12 protein-coding genes are annotated in these 17,465 nt (G+C 44.8%); 11 read left to right on the plus strand and 1 reads right to left on the minus strand.

The window, feature by feature from the left end:
* Positions 1-69: 69 nt before the first annotated feature.
* The 3 genes from BM210_RS11550 to BM210_RS11560 all read left to right on the plus strand — a co-directional run bounded on the left by BM210_RS11550 (position 70) and on the right by BM210_RS11560 (position 2,148).
* Positions 70-504, plus strand: a complete 435-nt coding sequence (locus BM210_RS11550; RefSeq protein ID WP_177237768.1) for an MFS transporter — start codon at positions 70-72, stop codon at positions 502-504.
* Positions 505-674: 170 nt separating this feature from the next.
* Entirely contained in the window at positions 675-866 is a 192-nt protein-coding gene (locus tag BM210_RS11555) for a hypothetical protein (RefSeq protein WP_091168019.1), read from the plus strand.
* 541 nt (positions 867-1,407) lie between these two features.
* Positions 1,408-2,148 (plus strand): class I SAM-dependent methyltransferase, encoded by a 741-nt coding sequence (locus tag BM210_RS11560; protein ID WP_091168020.1) that lies wholly within the window; start codon positions 1,408-1,410, stop codon positions 2,146-2,148.
* Between the two features lie 68 nt (positions 2,149-2,216).
* On the opposite strand, the gene BM210_RS11565 is transcribed toward BM210_RS11560, so the two are convergent.
* On the minus strand, positions 2,217-2,951 hold the full coding sequence (locus BM210_RS11565; RefSeq protein WP_091168022.1) for a WecB/TagA/CpsF family glycosyltransferase: 735 nt from the start codon (positions 2,949-2,951) through the stop codon (positions 2,217-2,219).
* 207 nt (positions 2,952-3,158) lie between these two features.
* Between BM210_RS11565 and BM210_RS11570 the strand changes: the two genes are divergently transcribed.
* From BM210_RS11570 to BM210_RS11605, 8 genes are all read left to right on the plus strand, one after another.
* On the plus strand, positions 3,159-4,454 hold the full coding sequence (locus tag BM210_RS11570) for a Gfo/Idh/MocA family protein (protein WP_091168024.1): 1,296 nt from the start codon (positions 3,159-3,161) through the stop codon (positions 4,452-4,454).
* Positions 4,455-4,795: 341 nt separating this feature from the next.
* A complete protein-coding gene (locus tag BM210_RS11575; protein WP_091168025.1) occupies positions 4,796-6,652 on the plus strand; it encodes an assimilatory sulfite reductase (NADPH) flavoprotein subunit in 1,857 nt (618 codons plus the stop codon).
* A gap of 72 nt (positions 6,653-6,724) precedes the next feature.
* Positions 6,725-8,449 (plus strand): assimilatory sulfite reductase (NADPH) hemoprotein subunit, encoded by a 1,725-nt coding sequence (gene cysI / locus BM210_RS11580; protein ID WP_091168027.1) that lies wholly within the window; start codon positions 6,725-6,727, stop codon positions 8,447-8,449.
* A gap of 776 nt (positions 8,450-9,225) precedes the next feature.
* On the plus strand, positions 9,226-11,106 hold the full coding sequence (gene htpG / locus BM210_RS11585) for a molecular chaperone HtpG (RefSeq protein ID WP_091168028.1): 1,881 nt from the start codon (positions 9,226-9,228) through the stop codon (positions 11,104-11,106).
* A 321-nt stretch (positions 11,107-11,427) separates the two neighbouring features.
* Positions 11,428-12,717: a cytochrome P450 gene (locus BM210_RS11590; RefSeq protein WP_256223509.1), complete on the plus strand. Its 1,290-nt coding sequence runs from the start codon at positions 11,428-11,430 to the stop codon at positions 12,715-12,717.
* A gap of 380 nt (positions 12,718-13,097) precedes the next feature.
* Entirely contained in the window at positions 13,098-15,449 is a 2,352-nt protein-coding gene (locus tag BM210_RS11595; protein ID WP_091168031.1) for an FdhF/YdeP family oxidoreductase, read from the plus strand.
* 144 nt (positions 15,450-15,593) lie between these two features.
* Entirely contained in the window at positions 15,594-16,418 is an 825-nt protein-coding gene (gene fdhD, locus BM210_RS11600; protein WP_091168468.1) for a formate dehydrogenase accessory sulfurtransferase FdhD, read from the plus strand.
* 198 nt (positions 16,419-16,616) lie between these two features.
* Positions 16,617-17,384, plus strand: coding sequence for a sugar phosphate isomerase/epimerase family protein (locus BM210_RS11605; RefSeq protein ID WP_091168033.1), 768 nt, complete (start codon positions 16,617-16,619; stop codon positions 17,382-17,384).
* Positions 17,385-17,465 lie beyond the last annotated feature (81 nt).

Below are 17,465 nucleotides of genomic sequence, written 5' to 3' on the forward strand. Positions count from 1 at the left end.
ACGATACCATAGAATGGTCAATGGGTATTGTCTAATTCTTATTAATAACAGAAAGTTCAGGTGTTGAGAGTGGATTTACTGAGCGCACTGGCTACCGACATCATACCGGAATCACGAAAAGGTGAAGGTATCGGTTATTTTAGTATGTTTATGAGCATCGCCATGGTTGTTGGCCCGGCACTCGGGATTTTGGTATGGAATAAATTTGACAACGAAGTCGGTTTGTTCTCCATTAGTGCGTTTGTCTCATGTTTGGCTTTAGTGTTCACTATGCTCGTTAAAAAAGATAACAACCGTTCATCCATTCCGCAAAAAACAGAAAAAATGTCCTGGCGTAATCTGATCGAGAAAAAAGCACTGCCTATTTCGCTTTCGGGATTGGTGCTCGCTTTTTCCTACAGCTCTTTGACGTCATTCATCACTGCTTATAGCATAGATCTCCATCAAGATAATGCGGCTGGATTGTTTTTTATCGTATTTGCAATTATGATCATTATTTCGTGACCGCTAGTCGGTAAAATATTCGATAGGTTTGGTGGACACTATCTGACTTATCTTCCAAACGGCAGAGATGTCGTTTTTTTGATATGCAATTTGATTCACGGATATACTATTTTGGTCAATATTGGTATGATATTATCCAATCAAATTGATCTTAAGGAGCAAGCAATTGAATGGATGAAGAATCGGCAAGAGAAGAGTTAAGGAGAAAATTAATCGAGGCTGAAATTGCACTAAAAGAAGCTGAGGAAGCGTATGTGATTTATATGAAACAAGTGGAAACTTATAAGAAAGCTATAGAAGAGCAAAAAAATGTCATTCTAAATATAAAATCGAGTTTGTCCAATCCTACGTATTTAAATTAAAGGGCGTAATAGTGGACAGGAAGACGCTATTTCTCATGATCCAGCATCATCTATTATGCGGTAAAAATAATATTCGTGAAAACAACTTAAGTCTTCTACGTCTTTTTTTTGATCTGGGAATAAAAAGAGGCTCCTCCGCTGACTTTTCGGATGAAATATCTTTAGATAATAATAATGCCAATTCTTCATGAGTAACTCCTTGAGAATTCATCTGCCACACGCCCTTTGAGGTAGTCTTCATCATCTTATCATAATATGGAATGAAATAATGTAACACTCATCACGTTTTGATTGAAAGACGTGCTCCTAGTCAGGATTCCCGAAACTTGAAATAATAATTATAACCAATGTATCCGTTGAAATAACAGAAGTCATCCATTACAATTTGGAGATTCGATACTAGGGAGAGATGCAGAATGAAAAGTAGTTGGGGGCACCTTCAAAAGGAAAATAAACTCAAAATGAATGCTGGAAGCCGCATTTAATACAATAGAGATAGTAATGTGCTTCCGTAGTCATCACCATATGGAGGTTTGACGAAATGAGCATAAATGATTGGGAAGCTTTTTTTGATACGCATGCTCCTCATTACATGAACAATAGCTTTACTAAAAATACGGTTGCCGAAATTGATTTTGTTGTTGAGCAATTAAAAATTCCAGCAGGAAGCTTTATTCTTGATGTGGGCTGTGGGACAGGAAGACACTCCATTGAGCTGGCAAAGCGTGGGTATCAGGTTACAGGTATTGATATATCATCCGGGATGCTGGAAGAGGCCAGCAAAGCAGCCTACGAAGCAAAAGTTGTTGTCGAGTGGATTCATGGGGATGCGGTAAAATATACCCCAACCCACTCTTTTGACGGTGTAATCTGTCTTTGTGAAGGTGCCTTTGGCTTAGTGGGTAAAGATGAAGACCCTATGGAGCATGATATGGCCATCCTTAATAATATTTGTAAGGCACTAAAACCAAAGGCTCAGTTTATTTTGACAACATTAAATGCATACTCAAAAATTCGATCCTTTACCCAAGAAGAGGTGGATCGCGGAATTTTCAATCCGGTAACGATGATCGAGAATAATGTGGTTGAATGGGATTTGCCAGAAGGTAAGAAGCTAGTGCAGCTTAAGGAACGGAGATATTTGCCAACAGAGCTCCAAGAGATGTTTCACAAAGCGGGGCTTCGTGTGGAGAATATCTGGGGTGGCACAGCTGGTAAATGGGGGCAAAGAAAGATTAACCTAGATGAGGTTGAAATTATGATAGTAGCGACTAAAGAGTAATACAAAAAAGGGATTGCTGATGTCTAAGCAATCCTTTTTTGTATATCCGGAAGAACGAGTGAAATGGATTAATGCTCTTTAAAAAATAATGCACTTAAAGCGAAACGTGGCAAAATCAATTGTCTTCGCCATCTTGACGGTTGTTTAATTAACCGATACAACCATTCTGCATGTAATTTTTGCCATATTTCCGGTGCACGCTTGACTTTACCCGCGATGACATCAAGACTTCCCCCAACACCAATGGCAATTTTGGCATTCAGATATAATCTATACTTATGAATCCAACGTTCAGCGTAAGGAGCTCCCAGTGCTACTATTAAGAAGTCAGGTGCTAAGGACTGAATTTCTTCAACGATCCTTGCATCCTCCTCCTGTTTAAAAAAGCCATGATGCCTGCCCAGTATCGATACATTCGGATAGGTTTGACTAATGACTTCGGCTGCTTTTTTACTCGTCGCATCATCTGCGCCAAGAAAGTAGAACGACCATTTTTGTTGATTCCCAGCTTCCAGCAGCTTGATTAAAAGGTCGCATCCGGTAACCCTTTCTGGAAGATTTCCACCTTTCAAACGCGAAACCATGACAATACCAATACCGTCAGCTGTGACAAGACCAGCCTCATCAATAATGGAACGCAATGATTGATCATGTTGACAGGACATGACGATTTCCGGGTTTCCCGTAACAACATGGAAAAGCTCTGATTTGTCTTTCTCTATGACCTTACTAAGCTCTTGCAAGGTTTGGTCCATCGTAATTTTTGGAAAAGGAATTCCCATGATTTTGGCGACATTGTTCATTGAAGAAACTCCACCTTCGGTTTAGATATCCATATATATTAACATGATTTATGTTAATGGGCTACCTCGGTATCCGTTAGAAAATGAATGCGGTTTCAGTCCCGTTTGGGTTATAATCAAGGTGATGTGCTGGTCACAAGCTCATCATAAGCCGTCACATTTATCAATATCTTTTAACCGCAGGATGATGATACAGGAGGAGTCAAAATGAATGTACAGGCAAATATGTTTAAGCCAGTAACTGCAATCATTGTAGGAGCGGGGCAACGCAGTCTTATATATGCGTCCTATGCAGAACTTTATCCTGATCAATTGCGCATTGTCGGAATCGTGGAGCCGGACTCCGAACGCAGACAATTAGCCGCAGCGCGTTTCACTATTTCTGCCGAGAACACCTTCGCTTCAGTTGAGGAGCTGTTAAGTTACGATCAGCTCGCGGATGCGGTGATTAACGGTACGATGGACGAGCTCCATGTCAAGACAACCCTGCCTCTTCTTAAGCACGGGTATCATGTTCTGCTGGAAAAGCCGATCGGGGTGACGGAGGAGGAGACACTGGCACTGGAAGCCGCAGCGCTCAAGCATAATCGAACGGTTATGATTTGCCATGTGCTTCGTTATGCGCCGTTCTACAAGATGGTAAAGCAGCTTGTGTCTGACGGAGAGATCGGCGAAATTCTGACCATTCATACCTCCGAGCATGTGAGCTATCATCATATGGCCGTATCCTTTATTCGGGGCAAATGGAGCTCAGAAGCTCAATGCGGGTCTTCGATGCTGATGGCCAAATGCTGCCATGATCTGGATTTGGTATCCTGGCTGATGGGGGAAGCCCGTCCAAATCAAGTAAGCAGCTTCGGCAGTTTAATGCAGTTCAGACCGGAGAAAGCTCCAGCAGGAGCCGGGAGCCGCTGTCTGACCGATTGCACCATTGAAGAAAGCTGTATGTACTCAGCACGCAAACATTATTTGAATATGGATCGCTGGGGCTTCTATGTTTGGAATAACTATCACCTGGGTATTCGAATGAGCGAGGAAGATAAGCTGGAATCCTTGCGTACGGATAATCCTTACGGCCGCTGTGTGTGGCATTGCGATAATGATGTTGTTGACCATCAGTCTGTTATTATTGAATTTAATAATCAGGCAACAGCCTCTCACAACATGGTGGGTACTGCTTCCAGATCCTGTCGTATCCTTCATATCATCGGCACCCTCGGTGAAATTCAAGGGGTGCTTGAGGACGGCTATTTCTATTTGCGCCAGCCGGATCCGGTTAAAGGGCGCGAATACAAGGAGCAAAAGATGGTTGTAGATGTGGCCAATGACAGCCATGGCGGAGGAGACCTCCTATTAGTAGAGGATTTTGTGCGAGTTCTACGCGGAGAACAGCCGTCTATCTCGTCTACAACGCTCGGACAATCCGTAGATGGTCATCGGATCGGTTTTGCTGCAGAGCGCTCAAGACGAACCAACCAACAGGTACTGCTTGATTTGAAATAGTGCTCGACACAATTCGATTTACGTACGACAGGACCGCTCGGTGATGTCTCCGAACGGTTTTTTCCTATTGGAGAGGTAATTTTCGCAACAAATAAAATCCGATGGTATATCATTTTTTCTAATGAAAACCATCACTTTTAATAATGAAATGGCCGAAATCAGGGCAAATCACCCTGATTTCTATGTCTTTTTGTTTAAAATGGATATTAATGTAATAAAACCATTTATCAGGATGAAATGTCTCCGTTGATCGTTTTCACTTAATATGTTAGGTTAGTATTTGAATGAATTGTCGATATGGTTAGAAAACAAGATTTTATGTTTATGAGAGGTGGATATTGTTGCAACTTCACGTAATGAACAGTCCTTTTAATCAGGAGCAGGTCGAGCTTCTCAATCGCCTACTGCCAACCTTAACGGAGTCACAGCAGGTATGGATCAGCGGTTATTTGTCCGCTCTTCAAAGAACAGCGTCAGCAGCACCGATTGTCGCTGATGAGCAAGCGAGTTCGGCAGCAGTTGTGGAAGTATTACCCGTAGTCAATCAGCCTGTTATTTCCCGTGAAGTGACGATTCTCTTTGGTTCCCAAACCGGTAATTGTCAGCGGTTAGCTGGAAGCTTGTCCCGCAAGCTCGAAGAGCAAGGTTTTCAGGTAACTCTATCTTCCATGAACAATTTCAAATCGAATGGTTTGAAAAAGGTAGAGAATTTGTTGCTGCTGGTAAGTACGCATGGTGAAGGCGAGCCGCCGGATAATGCTCGGTCCTTCCATGAATTCCTTTATAGCAAAAGAGCGCCTCAATTAGAAAGCCTGCGGTTTTCCGTGCTCGCTCTGGGAGATACCTCCTACGAATTTTTCTGTCAAACCGGCAAAGATTTTGATACCCGTCTGGCGGAGCTTGGTGCTCAGCGGTTAACTCCGCGCGTCGATTGTGATCTGGATTATGATGAACCGGTAGCAGAATGGTTTGAGAATGTTATCAATTCTTTAAGTGGAAGCCAACATACATCTGCAGCGGCTTCGAATGCTGCCCAAGTAACGGTTAGCACACTCGGGGAAGATCAGTCCGCTTATTCCCGCACGAACCCTTTTAACGCCGAGGTGCTTGAGAATTTGAATCTGAATGGCCGCGGCTCGGATCGGGAAACCCGTCACCTTGAGCTGTCACTTGAAGGCTCTAATCTGCAGTTTGAACCAGGCGATTGCGTCGGTATTTATCCGGAGAATCATCCTGAATTAGTAGATTCACTGATTAAGGCCATGAACTGGAACCCTGAGGAATCCGTTTCAGTGAACAAGAAAGGTGAAGAGCATCCATTACGCGAGGCGCTGCTGTATCATCTTGAAATTACTGTATTGACGAAACCATTATTGGAGCAGGCAGCACAGTTGTTCTCCAACCCTAAACTGAGCGAGCTGTTAGCACCAGGACATGAGCAGGAGCTTAAGGCGTATCTCGAAGGTCGCGATTTGCTGGACTTGATAGAGGATTTCTCGACAGGTCAAGTATCGGCACGTAGCTTTACCGCTATTTTGCGCAAGCTGCCTGCGCGTCTGTATTCGATAGCAAGCAGTCTTAAGGCTAACCCGGATGAGGTGCATGTGACGATCAGGTCCGTGCGTTACGAAGCTCATGGCCGGGAGCGTTATGGCGTATGCTCCATTCATTGTGCAGAGCGTGCGGAGACTGGCAGCACTTTGCCTATCTATATTCAGCACAATCCGAATTTCAAGCTTCCAGCTAATACGGATATCCCTGTCATCATGATAGGTCCAGGCACAGGAGTCGCTCCATTCCGGTCTTTTCTGGAGGAACGTGAGGAGCTTGGAGCCAAAGGAAAAACGTGGTTGTTCTACGGCGATCGGCATTTTGTTACCGATTTTCTGTATCAGACCGATTGGCAGCGGATGCTTAAAGAGGGTGTGCTGACACGTCTGGATGTGGCATTTTCTCGCGATACGGAAGAAAAAGTGTATGTACAGCATCGTTTGCTGGAAAAAAGCCGCGAGCTCTTCGCTTGGCTGCAAGAAGGAGCGCACATCTATATTTGTGGTGATGAGAAGCATATGGCACATGACGTCCATGCTGCTTTGGTTACCATCCTTCAGCAAGAGGGCAATATGAGTCCTGAAGAAGCTGTGGCTTACTTGGACGATATGCAGCAGCAGCAGCGCTATCAGCGTGATGTGTACTAATTAGCGATTAGCGAGTTAAACAGCCTCTAATAATAGATGAATACGGATTGAGTGCGAGAGGAGATAGCAACAATGGCGAATGATCAATTGGTGAAGCCTGTAGGCGGTCCGCCAAGTGAAGTTGAGCATATTAAGAGCGAGAGCAATTACCTGCGGGGAGCGCTTGTAGAAACGATTGGAAACCCGATTACCGGCGGTTTGCCCGAAGACGACAATCGGTTGTTAAAATTTCACGGGAGCTATATGCAAGACGATAGAGACTTGCGTAACGAGCGTGAAAAGCAGAAGCTTGAGCCATCTTACCAGTTCATGCTTCGCGTAGTGGCGCCTGGCGGTGTTGCCACACCAACCCAATGGCTGACCATGGACGACCTAGCTCAAAAATATGGTAATGGTACGCTGCGAGTAACGACACGGCAAGCTTTTCAAATGCACGGGGTACTTAAATGGAACTTGAAAAAGACGATTCGGTCCATTAACGACACGTTGATGACGACATTAGCTGCCTGTGGCGATGTAAACCGTAATGTAATGAGTAATCCGAATCCTTATCAATCTGAGGTTCATGCAGAGGTTTACGATTGGGCGCGCAAGATTAGCGACCACTTGTCCCCTCGAACACCGGCTTATCACGAAATATGGCTGGACGGCGAAAAGGTATTGGACAGCACCGAAGGCGGCGCGGAAGTAGAGCCGATTTATGGCCCTGTGTATTTGCCGCGTAAGTTCAAAATCGGTATGGCGGTTCCTCCATCTAACGATGTCGATGTATTTTCTCAGGATTTGGGTTATATTGCTGTCGTTGAAAACGGGAAGCTGCTTGGTTTTAACGTTACTGTTGGCGGCGGAATGGGTATGACTCATGGTGATACAAGCACCTATCCTCAATTGGGACGCGTCATTGGTTTCTGCACACCGGAGCAAGTGATTGATGTAGCAGAGAAGACGGTCACGATCCAACGGGATTATGGTAATCGCTCTGTCCGTAAAAATGCGCGTTTCAAATACACAATCGACCGCCATGGTCTTGAGTGGTTTGTAACCGAACTGCATAACAGATTGGGATGGCAGCTTGAGGCAGCACGCGCGTATCATTTTGATCATAACGGTGACCGGTATGGTTGGGTGAAGGGCAGCAATGGCAGATGGAATTTGACACTTTATGTACAGAGTGGACGGATTCAAGATCAAGAAGGCTACCTTCTAATGACGGCTTTGCGTGAAATTGCCAAGATTCATACGGGTGATTTCCGGTTGACTCCGAATCAGAATGTCATCATAGCCAACGTGACCACGCCGAAGAAGCGTAAAGTGATGGAGCTTGTTGAGCAGTACGGGCTCTCTGATGGCGCTCATCAATCTGCTTTGCGCAGAAGCTCTTTGTCCTGTGTGGCCTTGCCAACCTGTGGGCTGGCTATGGCTGAAGCCGAACGTTATTTGCCAGTCTTAATGGAAAAGCTGGAGCTGATTCTAGATGAGGTTGGCTTGCGCGAGGAAGAGATTGTGATCCGGATGACAGGCTGCCCTAATGGCTGCGCAAGACCTGGATTAGGTGAAATTTCGTTTATTGGTAAGGCGCCGGGCAAATACAATATGTATATGGGTGCCGGCTTTACTGGAGACAGGCTGAACAAGCTGTATCGGGAAAATATCGGTGAGACCGAAATTTTGGATACATTGAAGCCAATTTTTCACCGATATGCGAAAGAGCGGACACAAGGCGAGCATTTTGGGGATTTTGTTATCCGTACCGGCTATGTCAAAGCCGTTACTTCAGGATTGAATTTCCACGATTAATTATATAGGATGAAATCAACATCCAGATAGCAGGGAGCCGCTACGAAAGCAGACCCTTCTTCCAATCGCTGTTGCAGCCGGATTCTTTGTATTCTCAGCCCCATGGGGGTAAGAATCCGTCTGCAAAGGCGAGCACTACGTTTCTCCAGAAGGGTCCGCTTTCTCCGCTCCGGCTGGGTGTTTCTTAGTTCATCTTATATAGTTTTATTTAAATCATATCTCAAAAAGACCAGAGACATTCGGCTCTGGTCTTTTTGAGCCTACTACAATATTTAAATTCTTTGCAGCGCTAAGGTATAAAGTAGGGCAGGACTACTTTCTAGGGATGCGAAAATCTTAAGAACCCATGGAAGCTGCTAGTTTGTAAGAGCAACGATAAGAGGCAAAGGTTTCTTTTTCGGTAGAAAACATACGATTATTAGATGTATAAGCAGCATCAAGCTCAGAGTAGAACAAGTAAGGGAACGGCTGTGGGGTGGAGAAGCGGCAGCGTCCGCCTTTGAAGCTCGTGTTCCAACCGTTGCAAGCCTGAATTCATGGAACACGAGGTTCAACAGCGGTCGGAAACCCACAGCCATTCCCTCCCCACGCACAAAAGCCACTTGTACATCAGGGCGGTTTTCTTAGTAATTAAGGGTAGTTTACTCTTTACAACTATACATAACTTCTATACCTTATTGACATTAAATGCGAGTAGTGATATAAAAATAGAGAATAGCACTCAAAGGATGAGAGTGCTAATCTATTTTTGTTCGATACTCAAAGGAGAGATTCAAATGGAAAAAAAGCAGTTTCAGGCAGAATCCAAGCGACTATTGGAAATGATGATCAATTCCATTTACACACAAAAAGAGATATTTCTCAGAGAGTTGATTTCCAACGCGAGTGATGCCATCGACAAGATCTATTACAAAGCATTAACAGATGATAAACTGGTCTTCGACAAAGACAGCTACTATATCAAAGTAACAGCGGACAAAACGAACAGAACGCTGACGATTCGCGATACCGGAATTGGTATGACCAAAGAAGATCTTGAAAATAATCTCGGAATCATCGCTAAGAGCGGTTCCCTTGCATTCAAAAAAGAAAACCAATCCAAGGACGGACACGATATTATCGGCCAGTTTGGGGTTGGATTTTATTCCGCATTTATGGTAGCCGATGTGGTTACCGTAATCAGTAAGTCTTTGTATGAAGACAGCGCCTATAAATGGGAGTCAACCGGTGCGGAAGGCTATACGATTGAACCGTGTGAGAAAGATTCCATCGGTACGGAGGTCATCCTGAAAATCAAGGACAATACAGAGGATGAGAGCTTCGACGAGTATTTAGAGGAATATCGCTTAAAAGCGATTATCAAAAAATATTCCGACTTCATTCGTTACCCTATCAAGATGGACGTTAGCGGAAAAAGGCTGAAAGAAGGAAGCGAGAGCGATTTTGAAGATTATCAGGAGGAGCAGCATGTAAACAGCATGGTGCCGATCTGGAGAAAAAACAAAAGCGAGCTGACTCCCGAAGATTACGACAAGTTTTATGCCGAGAAGCATTACGGCTTCGACAAGCCGATCAAGCATATTCATATCAGTGCGGATGGAGCGGTTGTGTATCAGGCTATTTTGTTCATTCCCGAGAGCATTCCTTTTGACTTTTATTCCAAGGAATATGAAAAGGGTCTTGAGCTGTATTCCAATGGCGTATTGATCATGAATAAATGTGCCGATCTGTTACCTGATTATTTCAGCTTTGTCAAAGGTATGGTTGATTCGGAAAGCTTGTCGCTTAATATTTCCAGAGAGATGCTGCAGCATGACCGCCAGTTAAAACTGATTGCCAAGAACATCTCAAGTAAAATCAAAAGCCAGCTGCAAAGCTTGTTGAAGGATGAAAGAGAGAAGTACGAGCAATTCTACAAATCGTTCGGCAGACAGCTCAAATACGGGATTTACAGCGATTATGGCAGCCACAAAGACGTATTGCAGGATTTGGTCATGTTTACCTCCTCGAAGGAGAAAAAGCTGGTTACCCTGGATGAGTATGTAGCAGGAATGCCGGAGGATCAAAAATACATTTATTACGCATCTGGCGAATCGAATGAAAGAATTGAAAAGCTTCCACAAACAGAGCTTGTATCCGATAAAGGCTATGAAATCTTGTACTTCACGGATGACATCGATGAGTTTGCAATCAAGATGATTATGAAATACAAGGACAAGGAGTTCAGATCCGTATCCAGCGGCGATCTGGGCATTGAGGTGGACGAGAACGAAAAGGATACGGAAACCGAGAAGAACGAGAATCAAGGTTTGTTCGAGTATATGACAAGCCTGCTGGAAGGCAAGGTTACTCACGTAAAAGCGTCCAAAAGGCTCAGAACGCATCCGGTATGCTTGTCTACGGAAGGCGAGCTTACGATCGAGATGGAAAAAATATTACAAGCGATGCCAAACAATCCGAATGTAAAAGCGGATAAGATATTGGAAATCAATATCCACCATGCCGTATTTGAATCTTTAAAGGACTCCTTTGAAAAAGATAAGGAGAAGCTGAACCTGTATACGGCTTTACTGTACAATCAAGCCTTGTTAATTGAGGGATTGCCAATTCAAGATCCGGTTGAATTCACCAATGATATTTGTAAAATTATGGTTTAATAATTGAATATGAAGGCGGCTTTCTTGAAGCTGCTGAAATGGAAAACGGCAGAAATGCCGTTTTTTTATTTCGAGACATAACCATGGATATGTTTTCAGCGGAGCTGAATCATTCGGATCTCGCAAGAAAAGCTAACGTTTAGTCACGGATGTATCTCTGCCCTAGAGGCTCCGATCAGGAGCTTTTTCTTATATCCCTTTTCCAGCGGAATAGTATGATAAAAAAAGGAAAGGTTATACCTATGAGGAATCGGAAAAAGCGAGAGGTGTGATTGAATGTTCAGTAACCATAAGGTTTCGGGATTCAACATAAGGAATCTTTTGAGATTTAGAAATAATCCTTTGCATTTTTTAACTGAAATTCGCGAACTGGGTGATATTGTTGAGATCGGACATAGAGCTAATCGCAAAATATTGGTTTTGAATCATCCAGATCTGGTCAAAGAGGTTCTTGTTGACAAAACTTCGAGCTTTCGGAAAGGAAAAGGTCTTCAGATCGCCGGTAAATTTCTGGGCCAAGGATTATTGACAAGTGAAGGTGACACGCATAAGCGTCAAAGACGATTGATGCAGCCACAGTTTCATTCCAAGCACATAGCTTCTTTTGCTCAATTAATGGTCGAGCACACAGAACGAATGATCCATACTTGGGCTAATCTGGAGAATAGAAATATTCATCGGGATATGACAGAATTAGCTCTGGAAATCATTAACAAAACGATGTTTGGTCATACCATTACTGAAGATGTAGATAAAATAGGCGAAATCATCGAGGCAGGAAGCCGAAGAAACATTCAACAAGCCAAGAGCATAATCAATCTACCAAAGTTTTTTACAAAAAAAGCGGATGATAGACTGCAGGAATCACGATCGTATTTGGATCGAATTATTTATTCCATGATAGAATCAAGACGTGAGAAACCGGATGAACAACATCAGGATCTTTTATCCCTGCTGCTCGCAGCCAAAGATGAAGACGGTACGCTGATGACCGACCAGGAGATTCGCGATCAGCTCATTACGATCTACATAGCTGGACATGAAACTACGGCGAACACGTTATCTTGGACATGGTTTTTATTAGCTCAAAACGAAGCAGCCGAAAAGAAGCTTTGGGTTGAACTCGATGAAGTATTAGGGGGCAATCCCCCCGGTTTACAGGATATTCCCAAACTCAAATACACCAATCAAATCATACAAGAATCGATGAGACTCTATCCAGCCGCGTGGATGATTGGGCGGGAAGCTGTAGAGCCCTTAGTCATAGGCGGGATGAATATTGAAAAAGGCGATACCATCTTTATGAGCCAGTACGCGATGCACAGGAACCCGAAATATTTTTCAAATCCGGATCAATTTAGTCCTGAACGCTTTGATCATGAATTTCTGAAAACGATCCCTGCTTACGCCTATTTTCCTTTTGGGGGAGGGCCAAGAGTCTGCATAGGAAATAACTTTGCACTTATGGAAGCAGCTATCATTTTGGCTGTCGTCGGGCAAAAGTTCAAATTACAGCTTGCTGAATCTCATGTGGTTAAACCCGAACCCTTAATTACTTTACGGGTGCAAGGCGGTTTACCGATGAGGGTTATGGAAAGAGCTAATTCATGATCACGCATCAGGAGGAGCCTGTTTCATTGGTTTAGTGTAAGGGGATTGAACTCTGTACGGTACCATGATAAAATTTGCTACATAGACCCGAAAATGAGGGAGTCTCAGAACGAACAAGACGGAAGCTGCGTTCGACATTTAGTGAAAGCGTTTCGAAAACGGCATATGGGTAAGGGTCCGCGGGAAATTCGAACTACTTTTGAATCCGTCATAATCACATACTAGAGCCGTTGGCACTTAGCAGCGATCCTGCTCAAGACTAACCGCCGCAACAGGAGCTTTATTTTTGTATCAACAAAAATGGGGAAACTGCTGCGGCTTTTTTTATAAATCCCTTCGCTTTTCTTATGATGCTGAATGCAACCAAGGAGGTAATCAAGATGGGTAAAACACAACATACGGGACCAATCAAGCTTCCCAAGCGGCTGGATCCGAAGCTCTGGGTGAGTATGGCTCCCTTCGGTCTGGGGCAGGTCAAGCCTCATCATATTAAAGAATCATTGAAGATTGCGTGGGAGAATAAAGATCAGCTGCCGTATGCCTATCGAATACTGACACAAGGTGTGTGTGATGGTTGTGCGCTTGGTGTATCAGGATTGTATGATCAGACGCTTGCAGGACCTCATGTATGCACGACCCGTCTTAACGTGCTGCGTCTCAATACGATGCCGGAGATCAGACCGGAGGTGCTCCATCAGGAGGTTGAAAAGCTGCGGACTATGGATAGCACGGCCTTGCGTAAGCTGGGACGTATACCGTACCCACTCATACGCAGACCCGGGGACGAGCGGTTTTCGAGGCTTTCTTGGGATGAGGCTCTGGAGCTCGTAGCCGCAAAGATTCGAGCTATTGATCCTATGCAGCTTGCTTTTTATTTGACAGGCCGTGGCATCACCAACGAGTCGTATTACGCTGCCGGCAAGGTTGCCCGTTTGCTGGGTACGAACCATATTGACAATGCCTCAAGGATTTGCCATTCCCCCTCCAAAACTGCGCTGAAGCGTTCCGTAGGGATCGGGGCTTCCAGCTGCAATTATAAGGATTGGATCGGTACCGATGTGCTTGTATTCTGGGGAAGCGTGGCCGCTAACAATCAACCGGTATCGACGAAATACATGTATGCGGCCAAGCGCAAAGGGACCCGAATAATCGTCATTAATCCTTATCATGAACCTTCCATGGATCAATATTGGATTCCTTCCATTCCGGAGTCTGCCTTATTTGGGACGAAGCTGACCGATGATTTTTATCAAGTTCATATTGGTGGGGATATCGCTTTTATGAACGGTGTCATGAAGCATTGGTTTGAGATGGAAGAAGAAAACCCGGGTTCTGCGGTGGATCATACCTTTGTGCAAGCGCATACGAACGGTTATGAGCAGCTGCAGGGCCATGTGAAAGAGCAGGATTGGGAGCAGCTGGAACGATCGTCAGGACTAAGTCGTGAGCGCATGCTGGAATTTGCACGGTTGCTGGCTTCAGCGAAATCGGCTGTATTCGTCTGGAGTATGGGGCTGACGCAGCATCGCTTTGGTACAGATAATATTTCACAGGTGGCGAATTTGTCGCTGCTGCGAGGTTTTTTGGGTCGTCAGCATTGCGGACTGATGCCAATCCGTGGACATAGCGGGGTGCAGGGATCAGGAGAAATGGGTGCAGATCCGTTCAGCCTGCCTGGAGGTGAGTTCAGCGCGGAAGGTATTAAGCGCATGGAACAAGTATGGGGCTTCGAGCTGCCCAAATGGCAAGGTGATATTGTTGGGGTATCGTTAGAAAATTCGATGCTTCCTGATGAACATGAGCGCAAGCTGAAGCTTTTCTACACATCAGGAGGGAATTTCCTGGAAACGATGCCTGATCCCGACTTCGTTCGCAAATGCCTGGAGAATGTCGATATTCGGGTGCATCAGGATATTGTACTGAATACATCTACTCTTGCTAATGCAAGGGAGGCCGTGATCGTATTGCCGGCAATGACTCGCTATGAGCAGCCCGGGGGAGGAACATCAACATCTACGGAGCGGATGGTCTATTATTCGCCGGAAATAAAAGGGCCAAGAGTCGGTGAGGCGCGTGCGGAGTGGGCTATTTATGCAGAGCTTGCCGCTAAAGTGAATCCCGAATATCAACGATTGGTCGCATTTCGCAATGCGGAGGATATTCGGTCTGAGATTGCTGCAGCAGCTTCGTATTATGATGGTATTCAGCACTTATCCGAGCGCGGCGATGTATTTCAGTGGGGTGGGGCATGGCTATGCGAGGATGGGGTTTGCCCAACCTCTGATGGCCGCGGGAATTTGATCCCCATTGAATTGCCTGAGCTGCGTAAGCCGGAAGGTCATTTCCGCGTCACGACCCGCCGCGGCAAGCAGTTCAATTCCATGATCTACAGTACAACCGATCCCTTTAATGGAGCAGACCGCTATGATGTGCTGATGAATCCGCAGGATGCCGAAGCGCTGCAGCTTAAAGCGGGTGATGCTATCGTGGTCTATAACCAATACGGATTGCTTCACGGACGGGCGAAGCCGGTTCCGATTCAACTCGGTAATATTGAGGTACATTGGCCGGAAGGCAATAGCCTAATTCCCAAAGGTGTCTACGAAGCTCACGCCGGTATTCCTGAATATAATACAGCTGCGGTTGTGGAGAAGGCGGAAACGTTCCATGCGCTCAAAGACACCAAATATGTGGAAAAAAGAATCATGGAGCTGGAAACGGAAATGGGGTGAAGCAGAATGGGCAAGGACTTCTTGGAGAAACAGGGAGCCGAGAACAACAAGAAACCGATGGAAACCATCAATTTAGCTGATAGCCAAATAGGGACGAATATTCAGGAAATTATGGACTGTCGACTGTTTAAGGAACCACAGGTAATGGGCGGTGAACAATCAGGAGGACAATCGGTAACAGCTTCATGGCAGATACTGAAGTATTCAGGTGGTCAGCTGCACGAGAAAGAAGATACGGTTGCTTCTGAATATCCGCTTACCCTTCGAATAGATGGGGAGGAGTTTGCCACCATTGTATGCAGTCCTTCGGATTTGGAGGATATGGTTATTGGCTTTCTAGCATCCGAAGGGGTGATTCGGGTCATAGAGGATATCCGTACATTAAAGCTGAATGTGGAGCGTGGTTTTGCCGATGTCGAGCTGACGGTGAAGCAAAGCATAAGCAAGGATTCATACAACAAACGATTCATTGGTTCTTGCTGCGGGAAAAGTCGGCAGTTTTATTTTCATAATGATGCCAGAACAGCCAAAACCATTCCAATCCGAACCCGAATTACCGCCGCCCGGTGCTTGGAGCTAATGAATCAGCTGCAGCAGGCTTCTGCTGAATTTCATCATACTGGTGGCGTGCATAATGCTGCGTTGTGCTGTGCTGACAGCTCAGCGCAGCTGACCTCTCTCGTCCGCACAGATATAGGCAGACATAATGCATTAGATAAAATTTTTGGACAATGCATCAGACATCGCATCCCGCTTACGGGTAAGGTTATTGTTTTTAGTGGAAGGGTCTCCTCCGAGGTGCTGCTCAAGGTGGCCAAGATTGGTGTAGGTGTTCTACTGTCCAAGTCCGCCCCTACCGGGCTCGCGCTGGAGCTTGCCCATGATCTTGGTATTGCCGTAATCGGTTTTATTCGTGGACATTCCTTTAACGTGTACACCCACTCGGAACGTTTGGAAATAGAGAATTGAAAATGCTCGAACGAAAGAACGAAAGGTTCTGCTAGGAAGGTCAAGATAAGTTGATAAATCATAAATTTCGACAAGAAATGTCCGGAAACGAATATATATTTACTGTAAAATTAAGCATAGGCGATGAGAGTTAAGCCTATCAAGCACGTGTCGGATTTAATTCCATCTTGTCATAACATACTCTAAGGAGGTATTGTAATGAACGCATTCGGTTGGTGCATGCAAATCGAGCATGCCGAGGAGCTTCAAAGATACGGATATGATTATATTGAATGTATGATAGCTCCGTTGTTGAGTCTGGATAATGAAGCTTTCAAGAAAGCGCTGCCTTTGTATGTCAATAGCCCGCTTCCGGTAAAAGCCTGGAATGTATTATTTCCTGGAGATATTAAAGTGGTAGGTCCAGAGGCAAATGAAACCATTATTACTAATTATTTGGCCAGAGCCGTAGATACCATGTCTCAAGCAGGCTCGTCTGTGTTCGTATTTGGCAGTGGAAAATCACGCAGCATTCCAGACGGCTGGGAGCAAGCACGTGCCGAGGAGCAGCTCTTAAGGCTTCTAAGGATCATTGCTGAGCAAGTTAAAGGAACTAACCTTACCCTAGCTATCGAGCCTCTAAACACCAAAGAATCGAATGTGATCACAAGTGTAGCTGAAGGTGTGTATTATGCCAAGCAAATTAATGATCCTGCTATTCGTGTATTAGCTGATTTTTATCATATGGATGAAGAGTCTGAGCCATTGGAAACCCTCTTTGCTCATAAGGAATGGCTGTCGCATATTCATATTGCAGATACGGGACGATTGGCTCCTGGAACAGGACAATATCCTTACGAAAGTTTTGTTGCTCAATTGAAGGCTGCAGGCTATAACGGTATGGTCTCTGCAGAATGCACATTGAAGGACGCCGATCAAGAGCTTCCGGCTTCCTTGAAGTTTATGAAAGAGCAGTGGTCGATATAAACGGATTCTTATCATTTGTATAATTGATACCCAAAAGAAGCCTTCGAATCAACGAAGGCTTCTTTTGGGTATCACATTTTT

The organism is Paenibacillus sp. 1_12, from assembly GCF_900114475.1.
Classification (GTDB): domain Bacteria; phylum Bacillota; class Bacilli; order Paenibacillales; family NBRC-103111; genus Paenibacillus_S.